11 protein-coding genes are annotated in these 15932 nt (G+C 44.6%); 2 read left to right on the forward strand and 9 right to left on the reverse strand.

Annotation, left to right across the window (positions count from 1 at the left end):
• From C5471_RS19695 to metK, 4 genes are all read right to left on the reverse strand, one after another.
• Window positions 1-4213 (reverse strand): two-partner secretion domain-containing protein (locus C5471_RS19695; RefSeq protein WP_166296301.1); only part of this gene is annotated, 4213 nt, incomplete at its 3' end.
• Entirely contained in the window at window positions 4165-4440 is a 276-nt protein-coding gene (locus C5471_RS19700; RefSeq protein ID WP_133814852.1) for a hypothetical protein, read from the reverse strand. The genes C5471_RS19700 and C5471_RS19695, both read right to left, overlap by 49 nt.
• Before the next feature lie 1206 nt (window positions 4441-5646).
• Complete coding sequence (locus C5471_RS19705; RefSeq protein WP_133814851.1) at window positions 5647-6171, reverse strand: SprT family zinc-dependent metalloprotease; 525 nt, start codon at window positions 6169-6171, stop codon at window positions 5647-5649.
• Window positions 6172-6320: 149 nt separating this feature from the next.
• On the reverse strand, window positions 6321-7493 hold the full coding sequence (metK, locus tag C5471_RS19710; protein WP_133814850.1) for a methionine adenosyltransferase: 1173 nt from the start codon (window positions 7491-7493) through the stop codon (window positions 6321-6323).
• A 635-nt stretch (window positions 7494-8128) separates the two neighbouring features.
• Here metK and speA point away from each other — a divergent pair.
• Together speA and speB are read left to right on the forward strand one after the other, a co-directional pair.
• Window positions 8129-10033 (forward strand): biosynthetic arginine decarboxylase, encoded by a 1905-nt coding sequence (gene speA / locus C5471_RS19715; protein ID WP_133814849.1) that lies wholly within the window; start codon window positions 8129-8131, stop codon window positions 10031-10033.
• Window positions 10034-10207: 174 nt separating this feature from the next.
• A complete protein-coding gene (speB, locus tag C5471_RS19720) occupies window positions 10208-11134 on the forward strand; it encodes an agmatinase (RefSeq protein WP_133814848.1) in 927 nt (308 codons plus the stop codon).
• 140 nt (window positions 11135-11274) lie between these two features.
• On the opposite strand, the gene C5471_RS19725 is transcribed toward speB, so the two are convergent.
• The 5 genes from C5471_RS19725 to sgrR all read right to left on the reverse strand — a co-directional run bounded on the left by C5471_RS19725 (window position 11275) and on the right by sgrR (window position 15797).
• Window positions 11275-11661, reverse strand: a complete 387-nt coding sequence (locus C5471_RS19725; protein ID WP_133814847.1) for a type II toxin-antitoxin system VapC family toxin — start codon at window positions 11659-11661, stop codon at window positions 11275-11277.
• Window positions 11658-11891 carry a type II toxin-antitoxin system Phd/YefM family antitoxin gene (locus C5471_RS19730; RefSeq protein WP_133814846.1) on the reverse strand — a complete coding sequence of 78 codons (234 nt, stop codon included), beginning with the start codon at window positions 11889-11891 and terminating at the stop codon, window positions 11658-11660. The genes C5471_RS19725 and C5471_RS19730 overlap by 4 nt, the downstream gene beginning before the upstream one ends.
• A 114-nt stretch (window positions 11892-12005) precedes the next feature.
• Window positions 12006-12725: a TerC family protein gene (locus tag C5471_RS19735; RefSeq protein WP_133814845.1), complete on the reverse strand. Its 720-nt coding sequence runs from the start codon at window positions 12723-12725 to the stop codon at window positions 12006-12008.
• 92 nt (window positions 12726-12817) lie between these two features.
• Window positions 12818-13504 (reverse strand): DNA mismatch repair endonuclease MutH, encoded by a 687-nt coding sequence (gene mutH / locus C5471_RS19740; protein ID WP_133814844.1) that lies wholly within the window; start codon window positions 13502-13504, stop codon window positions 12818-12820.
• A gap of 622 nt (window positions 13505-14126) precedes the next feature.
• Window positions 14127-15797, reverse strand: a complete 1671-nt coding sequence (gene sgrR / locus C5471_RS19745) for an HTH-type transcriptional regulator SgrR (protein WP_133814843.1) — start codon at window positions 15795-15797, stop codon at window positions 14127-14129.
• Window positions 15798-15932 lie beyond the last annotated feature (135 nt).

Raw genomic sequence — 15932 nt, forward strand, 5'->3', positions numbered from 1 at the left:
TACCTGTAACAATCGCATGGCTGATCGTTTTTCCGGGTAAACCTAACACCTGACCATTATCACCAATCAGCCCGGCCCCTTCTGCATTCATCTGATTGCCGATATTGGCAAGTAATGCGGTGGTGAAGTTATCTTTAAAACTGCCGCCATTAATCGTTGTGCCCAGACTGGCACCGATAATGGACTGGCCTGCAACCCGTTGAGCCACTTTGCTCCAGTCGCCGTTGCTCAGGGAAGGTAATGTTGCCTTTGATGGTTCCAGTTTTGCGCCATTCGCCGCGTTATCCCATCCCATCACCGAGTCAAAGCCCGCCAGTGCGCCACCTATTGCCATGGATGTGAAAGTGGATTTAACGGTGTCGCTGCTGCCCATGGCCTTTAAGGTTTTGGACAGATCACCCTGATTATCCACCAGGGCGACCGCCGCCTGAGAGGCCAGCGCCGCCATGCCGGAAGCTGTCGCACCGTAAGCCATGGAGCCCACAGTAGCCGCGGTGCTGGCTGTTGCCCCCGCTGCCGTCGCCGCTGAACCTGCCGTGCCTGCGGCTGATCCGGCCACAGAAGCTGTTATGCCTGCACCTGCCGTCACGGTAGCCACGGCAATCGCTATCACCGCCGAAACCACCGGATTCAGGTGCTGGCTTTTATAATCCCAGCGGTCATACGCATCGTTGACTAAGCTCCATTGCACATCCTGACGTTCACTCAGTCCTTTCAACCAGGCGGTTTCCGGGGTATTACCAAAGACGGAGAGGGCATTGTGTAATGACTGACCATTTTTAGCTTTAATATCCGCGCTGACCCCGTTAGCAGCCTCGACGGTGAGTTTTCCGCCGAAATGGATCGCCGGAAGCACCCAGGTATTTTCGATGTAGCCTTTATCACTGTGGGTAATAAAAAAGCCGGTGGATTCGGTAATGGTCTGTTCAAACGTGGTGTTTTTCACCGCCTTGAAATTCACCTGACCTGTGCGGCTGGTGATGCCGGCATTTTGCTGCGTGTTAACCCGGACGGCTTCCAGCGTCACATCATCTTTTGCCAGCAGATTAATATTACCGTCGGCGGTAAATTCGGTGACTTTATTCGTGGCGCTCTCTTTTTTCCGGGTTTCCGTTTTAGAACCAAAAACGGTGCAGGACTGAATGCCCAGCACTTTCTTACAGCTTTTCTTTTTTTCTTCCCATCGGTAGGTTTCTTCCATGGCCTGGGCGTACAGAAAACCCCCTTGCGCCGCAATATCTATCGCACCTTTCGCCATCAGTTTTGTCGCCTGAAACAGCATACTCCCACCGGAGAGTATCGTCAGATGACCGCCACTGTTTATCTCGGTGCCTTGCTGGGTGTAACGTTCGGTTCCGCTTCCGCTCGTATGGTGACGTACCGATTCAACGCGCATATTGCCCCCGCTGGTGAGCATGATATGACCAGCTGAGTTCAGCGTGCTCCCTTGCGTGGTCAGGGTGCCATTCGCGACCAGCGTCAGCCCCTTTTCTCCCCGGAGGTCGGTCCCCTGATGGCGTTCATCCTGATGTTCCTCCGACGGGTTGACGAGAGCGGAATACGGCAATGCCTCCAGTGTCATATTCCGGCCGGCCAGAACAGTTGCCTGATTTTTGGCCCGAAGGTTGGCACCTTGCAAGTGGATATCCCGCGCGGCATTTAATGTGAGGTGGTGACCGGCAAGCAGTTGTGTGCGCATTTCTGGACGGCGTTGCGTTTTAAAGGCGTTATCATCGTCTTGATTCAGCGCACGGGGGGATAAATTGATATCTTGTCCACTATTCAGACTGACGGATTGACCGGCATTGAGGGTAAGGCCCTGAATTTGCAGGGTGCGACCCGCCGAGATCACTATATCCCCGGTACTTTCCCACCCTCCGACCTGTTTCAGCCGGGATTCATCATCGGCGGGCGGCTTGCCGAGAGGCGCGTGAGTGAGCCGGCTTTCATTGCGTACCAGTTGAATATCCTGACCGGCATACAGCCCCAGTTGCGTGTTTTTGGCGACCGCCACGTTTTCCAGCTGAATATTGTTGCCCGCCTGTAACGTCATTTTTTCACGGGCATTCAGTTGGGAAACGTGCGGTTTGCCGTCACTGTCGTAATAGCGAATATCAGGTTCACTGAATCGAATATCGCCCTGGCGGGCAATCAGGTTGATGTCTTTGCCGCCCAACCCGGTTTGCGTGGCACTCAGGTTATTCACGGCCAGCAGGGAAAGGGCCTGACCGGCCTGGAGGTCGGCACGTTGAAGATGGAGATTGTTTTCGGCAATGGCGGAAAAATCCTGTTTTGCCTGAAAACCGCTTTCACCCCAGATATTTTTGGCGTGCAGCACGATGTTATTGGCGGAAACTGCGGTGTTGACGCCGTTGTACCCACGTTCCTTAAGCGAGGTATCCCCGAGGGGCGATGGGGTGTCAAATTTGATGTCATCGTTGAAGTCCGCGACAAAATTCCCCCCGGCGGAAACCGTGCCCATGACCGCCCCGGACGGATAAAAAGCGGTACTTTTGCCCTGTTTGATCAGGTTGACATAAACCGGCTCAAGCTCCATGTCGGGAAATTGCTTTTTAGCATCGTCTATCGAGTGACCAATGCCATCTTTCCATCGGAAATGTTCATTTATTTCGGGGAAAGCATATGACGTAAACCCATGCAGACTGCCGAGGGAAACACTGCTGTTGAGATAACGGTTCCCGGTCATGATAAGATTTTTATTCGCCGCGATTTTACTCTGGGCATTGACAATCTCATCGCCGTTTAGATACAGGTGATTACCTGCCAGTATTTGCGCTTCCGGGCTTGTCTCGGTGACAGTGAGTGTTTTTTGACTGTCATTAACCTGAGGATTGTCTTTAATGTTGACATGGCCGAACCATTTTCCCACCGGGGGATTGTTCAGATAGGGCTCGATGATGATCAACAGATTAGGATCGTCTTTCCAACCGTTGCCAAGCACATTGGCAGTGAATGCTTGTGAATCCGGTTTTTTTTCATGCCACTGGGTGGTAAAAACAGCGCGCACGTTATTCAATTTATTCGTGCGGATAACCAAATCCCCCTTGACGGTTTTTATTGTCGCCGATCTGTTCTCGACTAACTGACCTTTATTTCCCTGCGCATCTTTCTGTATCCACAGATTATCGTTGGCTTGCAGCAAGGCTTTATCACCGATATTGCGTACGGTGTCACCAAATACCCGCATATCCCGGCCGGCGGTTACGCGGCCTTTATTTTCCAGCGTGGTGTTTGCCAGAGTCATATCCCGCTCTGCTTGCACGGTAATATTCGGGGCAATATGCGTTTCTTTGCCGATAATATTTAAGTCGGTTTTAGCGTTGGTATTGCCTAATTCGATTTTACCGTTAGCGTTTAAAGTGATATCACGCTGGTCACTGGTTAAATTTTTCAAATTCACCCCAACACCATCTTCAGTGGCCACCAGCCGGATTTTATTGGCATACATGCCGCCTAATGCTTTGGTATCAATGGCTAATTGCGGTTTAGCGCCTTCTCCAGCGAGAGAGTTAACCGTGCCGTCTTTTAAGCTGATGCGGTTGGCTCCCTGCGTCAGTGACAGGGTGTTAGCCTGAATTTTTCCATTTAGTTCCGTTGCCCGGCTGATAATATCGACATAATCCGTTGCCTTGCCGTCCAGCCCTTTGCCGCCAATGGTAATCTGGCCTTGTTTCACCTCCAGCGCTTCCAGCGCACCTTGTTTATCAAATTGAGGCTTCCCGGTGGTCAGGGTGGCGCTGGCAGTATTGATAAAGCCACAGCCATCACAGGTGATGCCGTTAGGGTTGGCAATCATCACGTTGGCTTTATTGCCGACAATTTCCAACTGACCTTGCAGTTCAGAGCGTCCGCTGCCAGTGACTTCGTTAATAATCAGTTCCGCCGCGTTGCCTTTGAGGTTCGGGTTAGCGTTAAGTTGCCCGGCCAGTTGTGATTGGGCCGCCTGAGTGGCGTTATTGAGTACGGCACCTTGAGTGGCAACGTTAAACTCTTGATAGGTGTTATGGGATATCCCGGCGTCATTCGGTGTGGCGATATTCACCACCGGGACATTACCCTGATTTTGTACCTGTGTTTGGCCGTTATCCGGCGTTATCCCAGCCGCAATAGCCGGATGAAGCGGATAGACCGCAGTCAGGTAAATTAAAAGATAACTCGTGGCCCTGACCATCGAGTTGTTGCGTTTATCCATCGTACTTTTCCTTTTTTTACGTTAAGTGTGACAAAGTCAGTGATGCTGACTAAATTGTGACGCAGCGCTGCCCATTGTTGTTGAGCTTGCTGCAACAAGGTTTTTTGTTGTTGCGTGACTGTTTCTTGATCCGCAGAGCTGACAAGGATTGAGGCTTGTGTCAGTGCGGAAATTGCCGGTAGGGTAAGTGCTGCCAGGTTTTGGTGATAAAACGGTAATCTTTCCATAGAGAATATTGATAATTTGATAGTGTCATAATTAAACTATTCTAATGTGGAATTATTTATCTGTCTGAATGGATAGTATGAAATGTGATCAAGATCGGGTTATTTAATCCTGATAATGGGGAATGAGATATATTAAATTTCAAAAAGTGGTGATAAGGATGGGGATACTCTCTCCTTACTCTAACCCCAGCTTTATCGATAGGTCTTTCAGTTTCCGCGTCATAGTATTGGGTGTGTTTAAGTGCGCAGTTAAGTAAAATACTCTCCAATAAGGGTAATGCTTCAGATAGCAGATCCTGCTGACCGTTTTCTAATGCACTTATTGCCCAGTGTGGACTTTGTTATTCGGATTTTTCATGAGCGATTATTTAACTGGTTTATGAGAAAGTTTATTCCTCGGTTGAAAACGTTATTAAAGTCGGTTCCTTTTTTAAAATATGTTTTTTGATTGATATATTTAATATTCTTATTTGCCCTTTCTACGGGTATATAAGCATTAATAAAACCAATTCTTTTTCTCATTTTTAACTGATAGATTTATGATGGTCAGGCTTTAAACTGTTATTAAAAGTCATTTTTTAACTTATGGTTTTAATCGGTATAAAGTTTTAACCGTTGTTTTTACCCCTTTTAACGCCTGCTTTTTATTAAGTTTAATCATCATCGGTTATCATGTTTTACATTTAACGAACGCTAATTATATCCACTTTTTATCTTTACTGACGCGGTTTCACTGGCAATTTAATGGTTTTTTTGTTTTCAGAACCCGATTGAATTTCCCCATTTTTATTAAACTGATAATCAATTTTTATCGTTTTTATGAATTTTATTTTTTAGGTTTAAAACCAGAGAGCAACAGATGTGTTAATGGTATTAAAAATAACGCCAATTTCTTTAATCATTTTTAATGATTTTAAATGTTTTCGTGCTTTTTCGCTGATAATTTGCTTAATAATATTAATCCTGTTAAATATTTTAATATAATTTAATGTTTTCTCTATTGGGTTAATGTTGTCATTTTGCTTTATTAATCAATTTAAAACTTGTTTTTCCTACTGCTTTCTCTTTCTATATCGGCAGAACATCGAATCTTTTACTCGCTTTAAAAAATCCTTAATCACTTTTTTTACTTTTTTAGTGAGGTTAAAAAGCAGATAATACTCACTTAGATAGTAAAATAATTTAATCCCATTTTTTTATAAAAATTTATAAATCAGAATTAAAAGAAACAATTGATTTAGCAATAAGCTTTTCTCCACATTTCTTACAGATATAATGGCTCTCTTCCCGTAATATCTTATTATGACGTCGCAGAGTCAGCTCATGTTGTTGGCAGCGACAGTAATAAGTAAAAGTTTTACTACGCACTGAATCGACTTCAAACTTATGTGTTCGGCTAGCCGTAGAACCTAATACTTCTTCCATCATCCAACGCCATTGTTTTCCATGTGGAGATACTTTGCCAAAATAGCGGTAAACCAATAGGTGAGCCAGTTCGTGGGGAACAACTTCATCAATAAAAGCCTGTTGGTTTTCAATCAATAGCACCGGATTAAGGCGTATTTGCCAATCTTTTATATATGCACTGCCTGCGGAGGTACCACGCTGGCGGTAATTTATTGTAGGTTCTGGAAAATCACAATTGAGATATAAGTTTGCCTGTTGCAGCTTTTGCCGCAAAGTACGCATGACAGCTTGTTGTAAGGCAACAGGAATTCTGGTTGATTGCATGTGTTGAAAATTAAAGAAGGCAAGGATAATCGAATGTTAATAGAAATCCTTAAATAAGCCAGATAAAAATAGCAATTTCAGGATTTCTTCAATAACCCGCGAATGTTAAGAAAAGCCGGGTTCAGTTATCCAAACCGGGCTTTTTGCTTTTATATATTGACCGCTGATTGCTTCAAGCCCGCAGCGTCACGCAGGATTTCTGCTTTATCTGTCGCTTCCCACGGGAATTGTGGGCGACCAAAATGTCCGTATGCAGCAGTATCACGGTAGATTGGATGTAACAGATCCAACATCTGAATCAAGCCATGAGGGCGCAGATCGAAGAATTCACGCACCAGCAGAGTCAGGGTTGCTGTTGAAACTTTTTCCGTACCAAACGTTTCCACCATAATGGAAGTTGGTTCTGCAACGCCGATGGCGTAGGAAACTTGAATTTCACAGCGATCAGCCAAGCCTGCGGCAACAATATTTTTTGCGACATAACGTGCAGCATAAGCCGCTGAACGGTCAACTTTGGAGGGATCTTTACCGGAGAATGCACCGCCACCATGACGAGCCATGCCACCGTAAGTATCTACGATAATTTTACGGCCAGTCAGGCCGCAATCACCCATTGGGCCACCAATGACGAAACGGCCGGTTGGGTTGATGAAATATTTGGTTGTTGGAGTTAACCACTCAGCAGGCAGAACCGGCTTGATGATCTCTTCCATGACGGCTTCTTGCAGATCTTTCTGATTAATCGCTTCAGAATGCTGTGTTGAAAGGACAACTGCGTCAACACCGACAATTTTGTTGTTATTGTATTGGAAAGTTACCTGGCTTTTAGCATCGGGACGCAGCCACGGCAATACACCATTTTTCCGGACCTCAGCCTGACGCTGAACCAGACGGTGTGCATAGGTGATAGGCGCAGGCATCAGTACATCAGTTTCGTTGGTTGCATAACCGAACATTAGCCCTTGGTCACCAGCACCTTGTTGTAGCGGATCTTCGCGGTCAACACCTTGATTAATATCCGGTGACTGTTTGCCAATCGCACTTAATACTGCGCATGAGTTTGCATCAAAACCCATCTCAGAATTAACATAACCAATCTCTCGAACTGTTTGCCGCGTAATTTCTTCAATATCAACCCAGGCGCTGGTAGTAATTTCACCACCAACCATAACCATGCCGGTTTTAACATAGGTTTCGCACGCAACGCGGGCTTTTGGATCTTGTTCCAAAATAGCGTCAAGAACAGCATCAGAAATTTGGTCTGCGATTTTATCAGGATGCCCTTCGGAAACAGATTCAGAAGTGAAAAGGTATGTGGTCATTATATAACGTTACCTTAAAAATATAATTTCAGTTTGGAAACGGATGGATTAACATCTAGACGGCTATTCTAGGGTAATTCTTATCCATATTCCAGATTTTTTTAGTTCAAATGGTAATTTTCATCTGCTGACAAATAATTTCTTTGCTTATATGTGAGTTTTGTTCAATTTCATTTTGCAATTTTGTGTAATTGCGAGTATAAACAGCGGCCGTAGTTGGATTCTTTGTGCTACAGACTCGCAGAGAGCTATATTAATAGCTTCTGTTTCTCAATTGAGAAAATGGCTCCTTGGTATGAGTCATGTGTGGGGGTGAATGGGGTAATGAACCATTATCTGCTGATTGCTAATGGCCAACAGCCACACTTGTCGTCGGATATATCCGCGTCTTTTTCCTTTCTTTTCAATATGTCTTTAATTCGATGTTATCTGTTGCCAACAAATAGGTCGGATATGTCGCACAGGCGTATTGTCACTCGGTAATTTTGTCGTTGTTTAGTCGTAACTAAACGCTTTTTACAACCTTAAGAGCATGCTGTTCCCTGATATTTCTCAACACGTAAAATGATGGTGTTTTGAGTTATTTATTAATTACAGGCGAAGGCGAAACTCTAACTCCATTAAAGGAGACTGCCATGAATGATAATATCGCTCGTAAAATGCAACAGACTTACAATATTGCATATTGGGGAGGGAGTTACTACTATGTCAATGATCTCGGCAATGTCAGTGTTTGTCCAAACCCTGATTTGCCAGAGGCAAGAATTGATCTTGCGGGATTGGTGAAAAAAGTTCAGGAGGAACAGGAACATTTACGCTTGCCGGCGCTATTTTGTTTTCCTCAAATCCTGCAACATCGTCTGCGTTCAATTAACGCGGCATTTAAACGCGCCAGAGAGTTATATGGTTATAAAGGCGACTACTTTTTAGTTTATCCCATTAAAGTTAACCAACAACGCCGTGTCATTGAATCACTGGCCAGTTCCGGTGAGCCTTTAGGGCTTGAAGCAGGTTCCAAAGCGGAACTCATGGCGGTGTTAGCACACGCGGGTATGACGCGTACCGTAATCGTATGTAATGGATATAAAGATCGTGAATATATTCGTCTGGCGCTAATCGGTGAAAAGCTCGGCCACAAGGTTTATCTGGTGATCGAGAAAATGTCTGAAATTGCTCAGGTACTGGAAGAGGCTGAACGGCTGAATGTCATCCCTCGTTTGGGTGTCCGTGCCCGTTTAGCATCTCAGGGTTCGGGTAAATGGCAAGCCAGTGGCGGTGAAAAATCGAAGTTTGGGCTAGCTGCGACTCAGGTACTGCAATTAGTTGAGATCCTGCGTGAAGCAGGCCGGCTTGATAGCTTGCAATTACTGCATTTTCACCTTGGCTCACAGTTGGCGAATATTCGTGATATCGCAACAGGTGTTCGTGAATCAGCTCGTTTTTATGTCGAGTTACATAAACTCGGTGTCAATATTGAGTGCTTTGACGTTGGTGGTGGATTGGGTGTCGATTATGAAGGGACCCGTTCTCAATCTGATTGTTCTGTGAACTATGGGTTGAATGAATACGCCAACAATGTCATTTGGGGTATTGGTGATGCCTGTGATGAGCATGGTTTACCACACCCGACCGTTATCACCGAATCTGGTCGTGCCCTGACGGCTCATCATACGGTGTTGGTATCCAATGTTATCGGGGTTGAACGTAATGAATTTACGCAGACGACGCCACCGGCAGAGGATGCTTCCCGCCCGATCGCCAGCCTGTGGGAGACCTGGCAGGAGATGCATTCCGAAGGGAATAGACGTTCTTTACGTGAATCGTTGCATGACAGTCAGCTTGATCTGCATGATGTTCATACACAATATGCGCATGGAATGCTGGATTTGACGGAACGGGCTTGGGCGGAAGAACTTTATCTGAATATCTGTCGTCATATTCAGCAGGATCTTGATCCCAGCAATCGTGCTCACCGGCCAATTATTGATGAGCTGCAAGAGCGTATGGCAGATAAACTCTATGTGAATTTCTCTCTGTTCCAGTCTATGCCTGATGCATGGGGTATCGACCAGTTGTTTCCTGTTTTACCGATTGAAGGGCTGGATAAGCCGTTGGATCGTCGTGCTGTATTGTTAGATATCACCTGCGATTCCGATGGCATCATTGATCATTATGTGGATGGTGATGGTGTGGCAACGACCATGCCTATGCCTGCTTATGATCCTGATTACCCGCCAATGATTGGTTTCTTTATGGTGGGGGCATATCAGGAAATTCTGGGCAATATGCATAATCTGTTTGGGGATACTGCGGCTATTGATGTTTATGTATTCGATAATGGCGAAGTTACTTATAACCAAAGTGAAGAAGGGGATTCAGTCGCTGATATGTTGCAATATGTGAAACTGGACCCTAATGTATTGATGGCTCGTTTCCGTGATCAGGTAAAAGGCGCAGATCTGGATGCAGGTTTGCAAGAGCAATTTTTACTGGAATTTGAAAGTGGTCTTTATGGCTACACATATCTGGAAGATGAATAATCTTCTGGCGTTAATTAAGCTTCTTATATACAGATAAGGTTATTGATATCAGTTAAATATCAAAGATACATGAATATGGGGTTCTTTCAGCGATACCCCATCTTGTCATGGCTTTGCGTATTTATTCTGTAATGAAATAGCCTTGTTCTGTCGGGAGATTGTTGAGGATATATCATGACAATAAATACCTTGGGCAACCAACAAGATAACTCTTTGGTTTCTAATGCCTTCGGTTTCCTGCGCTTTCCGCTGAACTTCCAGCCGTATTCCAGCGATGCAGAGTGGGTGATTACCGGGGTGCCATTTGATATGGCAACATCAGGCCGTTCAGGCAGTCGTCACGGGCCTGCGGCTATTCGTCAGGTTTCGACCAACCTGGCGTGGGAAAGCAGCCGTTGGCCGTGGGATTTTAAATTACGCAATCGTCTGAACGTTGTGGATTGTGGTGATTTGGTCTTCGACTTTGGTGATGCTCAGAATATGAGTGATAAGTTACAGGCTCATGCTGAAAAACTGTTAGCTTCCGGTAAGCGTATGCTCTCTTTTGGCGGTGACCACTTCATTACTTTGCCTTTATTGCGCGCTCATGCCAAACATTTTGGTAAAATGGCTCTGATTCATTTCGACGCTCATTCTGATACTTATCCAAATGGCAGCAAATTTGATCACGGCACCATGTTCTATCATGCGCCAAACGAAGGGTTGATCGACCCACATCATTCAGTACAGATTGGCATCCGTACTGAACATGGTCAGGATGATGGCTTCACGGTGCTGGATGCCGCTCAGGTTAATGACCGTGATGTGAATGATTTGGTTGTTCAGATAAAAGAGACTGTTGGCGATATGCCGGTTTATCTGACTTTTGATATCGATTGTCTTGATCCTGCTTTTGCACCCGGTACCGGTACACCGGTAATTGGTGGTTTGACAACCGATCGTGCATTGAAATTATTGCGTGGTTTGCAGCCGCTGAATATTGTGGGTATGGATGTGGTGGAAGTTGCGCCAGCTTATGACCAGTCCGAGATTACCGCTCTGGCAGGTGCGACTATCGCGCTGGAGATGCTTTATTTACAAGCGGCTAAGAAGACAGTCTAAAATTCTTCTGCTCTGATAATAGCTTTAGGGGATAGTCAATAAACTTATAGCGAGTTGTAAATTTATTCCCTAAAGCTCAGGTATTATTTGAATCAGCGTAATCTTATATATGCACTTTTCTGAATATTTTCCATCATTTTTCACATACGAGCATCAATTAACCGAATGCCATATTGAGAGAAAATACTATCAGCTGAAATCAGTGTTAGTCCTTCCATAGAAGATTGAACAATTAGCATCCTGTCAAAAGGATCACCATGATGGCGTGGTAAGTTTCCAGCATGTTCCGCATGGGCATGTGATATAGATAGCGGGAAGAAGCTGTTTTTCTCCATAGCAATTTCAAAGTCGGCTCTGAAGTCCAGTTTACCGATAGAGCGTTTAATAGATATCTCCCAAGGTGTAACAGCACTGACATATACAGTGTTTGCCCCTTTGGACAAAATGTTCCGCGTAATCGGTCCTAGTTTCGGGTCATTGGTAAGCCACCAGATGAAAACATGTGTATCGAGCAGCAAACGTTTCATTTGTCACCTTCAAACATGAACTGAATTTCCCGATCTGCATTAAAAAAATCCTCTTCTATCGTAATAAGATCTTCGAATCCTCCAGGAACTCTGTTTTGTTGGGTGATTGGTACAAGCTGGACATAAGGTTTTCCAGCTTTGGCTATAATGACAACTTCACCACCGACAGCCTTATCTGCTAACTGGCTTAGGTTACTTTTAGCTTCATGCATATTTGCTTGGACAGTCATAATGAGATGCCTATACTTGGCTAGATTAGCTAAGTATAACAAAAAACGCCGGAATAACCGGCGATTTTTTGCTACATAGAAAATGATATTTTTAGCGCTATTGCAGAGCCATAACTAATTTTCTTTTTTCTTCTTTTTCCCACGCATCAGATTCAGTGTTTCTACTGCCATTGAGAAGAACATCGCAAAATAGATATAACCTTTAGGTATGTGCATTTGTGCGCCTTCCAGAATAAGGGTAAAGCCCACAAGGATCAGGAATGACAGCGCCAGCATTTTTACTGAGGGGTGACGGTCAACGAATTCGCCGATAGGACGAGCGGCCAACATCATGACAGCGACGGCTATGATAACCGCTGCCATCATAATAAACAGATGATCAGAGAGACCAACGGCGGTGATGACGGAATCCAGGCTGAAAATAATATCCAACAGCATAATTTGGATAATAGCGCCAAAGAAAGAGTGAACAGGACGTTTTAAGCCTTCTTCATTGCCCCCTTCGATGGCTTCGTGAATCTCTTTACTGGCTTTCCAGATCAGGAACAGGCCGCCAAAGAATAAGATTAGGTCCCGGGCAGAAACATCATGTTCAAAAACCGTTAAGATCGGGTAGGTCAGCCGGATAACCCAGGCAATAGATGCCAGCAGCCCCAGACGCATTAGCATCGCGCCCATCAGCCCAATTTTGCGTGCTTTATTTTGTTGATGGGGAGGGAGTTTTGCCACAACAAGCGACAAAAAGATAATGTTATCAATCCCTAAAACGATTTCCAGAATTGTCAGGGTGGCAAGTGCCATCCAAGCATGAGGATCAACAATCCATTCTAACATTGCTTATTAAAACCTTAAGGTAAAGACTTAATTATACGCGCGATTGAATGCAAGGTAAGTATATCAATGAAAAAACCTGTCAGAGATCAATGTTAAATCAGGAAATGGCGGGCCAGTAGCGGGGCAGTAAAGTTTTTCCTCAGATAGAACCCCCGGGGCAGAGTCATAATAGGTTGTCCGTGTGCTCCGATTGCCTCGGTTAATGCCTTGCTGTTGGCTGCTTTAGGGCGTAACTGTAGTACTTCACCATGACGGGCCGTAACGCTCTCTACTTTGCCAAGTACGATAAGATCCATCAATTCCTCCCAGTCATAGCGTAGTAACTCTTCCTCTTCTTTATTGGGACTCCACAGCAAAGGGGAGCCGACCCGGCGTTTAGCTAAAGGAATTTCCCGTTCACCTTCAACGGGTATCCACAGCACACGGGATAGTTTGCGCCGGACATGACAGCGTTCCCAAGTAATACCGCTGTTCCCTGTCAAGGGTGCAACGCAGACAAATGTTGTTTCCAATGGGTAACCTCTTCTGTCTACAGGAATAGTTTTAAGTTCAACACCGATATGTTCGAAATCCTGCTCTGGTTTACTGCCGGCACTGGCACCGAGATAATATTCTAATAACATGCCTACCCAACCTTTATCCCGTTTCAGATTGGGAGGGATAGGTAAATCTGCTTTTGCCGCCAATTCTCCCATTGATAAACCCGCCAGGAGTTGGGCGCATTCAAACAACTGTTGTTCATTATCCGGTGGAAGAGGAGGGGAAAAAAGTGTGCTCATTTGGGATATCCGCTTTTTAGGTCAAAAAACAGCCTTAGTCTCTGTGAATAATAAATCTGGGTTTTACGTAATAACTAATAAAGTGATAATAGCATGATATACAAACATTTTTTATTGCTGTTTCAAGTATTGTAAGATTGAGTGACTCTGTTGTTCACCTATTGCTGGTAATAATGAACAGGATCTTACACCATGTTATCCACAGTTTTATGGGATAAGTAGACAAAAATGAGATCACCGGTTTGATTTACAGATTTGACTAACACTTTTTTCTACAAAAACCCTGTTTTTTGCTTAACTCAAAAGCATAACGTGTGGATAACATTGTTATTGATTATTTTTTGTTCGCCACAACTGGTGTTGTTCATTATGGCGGTGATGGATGTTTGAGATAGCAGGGTAAATAGCTGCTATTTCAATGAAAAATAAATACTATTTCATTTTTTGTCTATAGACTGATAATTCATAACATAAAGCTATACTTGAATTACCCCTGCCTTTTTCACATAGATATCCACAGAAAAAGTGAATAAAAGCGGGTTTGTACACCTGTGTATGTTCATAACTCTGGCTTTTTCTGTGAATTACCCCTTATTAGCCAGCCTCTGGGAATCCTCTTCCTTTAGGAAGAGGGGTAGTCAAATGGGTTAAACCAGGCAGATTTGAAATCAAACCAACCAAAAGTGTTCATTTTGACGCCTCGCATACTTCGCTGTCCTTGTAACTCAAGCCAGTGGTGAAATAATGGATACAGCCAATGTTCATCAACTATTTTTTCGCACCACTCTTCAAGGGATAATTCTTGTCGTCGCCATTGTGATACTTCTTGATTCAAGTTATCACCGAGGCATTTTTTCAATAATGGTATTTCATACAATGTAGCGAACAGTGAAAATTCCAGAGGATTATAAAAATTGGCGGTAGAAAGCCAGAAGTCACTTTCGGCGTCGCCATTGAACCATGTGTCATAATCCACAATATTGATTTTCAATTCGACACCACACTTGGTCAGTATGGTCTGAAGGATCTGGCTGATTGTGTGGTATTCGTGATGTTGATGATAAAGAGTGACGGTCAGATGAGTAATGTCTTCTGGTTTGCTCAACTCGGGTATCAGTTTACTGTGATGCCAGCGTAGTAACAGGCCATATGCGGGTGACCAGTGGCGTTGATAAAAAGGGTCGCAATGCGCTAACAGATTTATTGGTGTTAGCAGGCTGCATAGCCATTGGCGAACATCTTCTCGCCTGCATTGAGCCGAACGGTGATCATGCAGCAGGAAATAACAGCCTTCTTCCATCCTGCTTTCTAACGAGTTATTACCCGCGCTGTCACTTTCCAGATGCAGGGTTGTACAAACCAGTTTCTCGGCTAATTCTGGCAGAATCCAGATATTCACCTCATCAATCAGCGCCCGAAAGCCAAAGTAATTATCAAAGGCACGAATTTGTAGTTTCTGTGAGCTGTTTTTTATTACCTGGTAAGGGCCAGTTCCTATTGGCGTGCGAGAGAAGTTCGGTAGTTGCTGCCACTCTTGAGGCAAAATCATGGCGTGTGGGCTGCCAATCAATAAAGGGAGCCAGTGATCGGGTTCTAAAAGAAAGATATCAATTACGTGTGGTGTCGGGGTAGTGACTTTATCAATATGGGAAAAGAGAGGCAGGTGACGTAACCTTTGTATCGAAGTGATGACATCCTCCATCTGTAATTCTCTGCCATGGTGAAAATGGATGGCAGGTCGCAGATAAAAGCGCCAATGATTTGGAGATAGCTGTTGCCAGTGATGAGCTAAATCAGCTTCTGGTTCCCCATTTTCCTCATTTATACGTGTCAGACTATTAAATATCTGCCTGACCAGGTGAATTTCAGAACGGCGTAAAGGTGATCCAGGTAACAGGTTAGGGAAAGGGCGGTAGTAGAGTATCCGCAGTAAGTTTTTTCCTTGGCGGAAACGGCGTTCAATCTGGGATAGCACCATCTGACGGACGGTATTTTTATCGCCAACCAGCTGAACCAGTTTCTCAATGTTCTGTTGCTCAAGCAGCTCTTCAGCCCGTTGTTGCTGGAGTTTCCTCCCATCTTGTAGGAAATTCAGTTGAGAACGTTTCCCCCGACCGGACTCTGCCTGCCACTGTAACCAGCCAGCTTTCTGCATATTGTTGAGCAGTGAACGGATATGGCGCTTTGAACAGTGCAATACATTTGCCAGCTCTTGTAACGTTGTTTCAACCTCTTTTCCTTGATGGTGCTGCCATAATCGGATGAATTGTTGTTGTAAACGTGGGCTGGGCATAAAAGAGGAACTCCGCAGTATTATTGATCAATTTTTATCTCCTTATATTTAGCCGATAATTATCCATATTGAAAGTAGCTCAATAGGCCAGAACGAAATCTGGCTTCTCCCCCAATTTTCTTGAGTAATGGTGAT

It is taken from the genome of Photorhabdus tasmaniensis (genome assembly GCF_011189505.1).
GTDB classification, from domain to species: domain Bacteria; phylum Pseudomonadota; class Gammaproteobacteria; order Enterobacterales; family Enterobacteriaceae; genus Photorhabdus; species Photorhabdus tasmaniensis.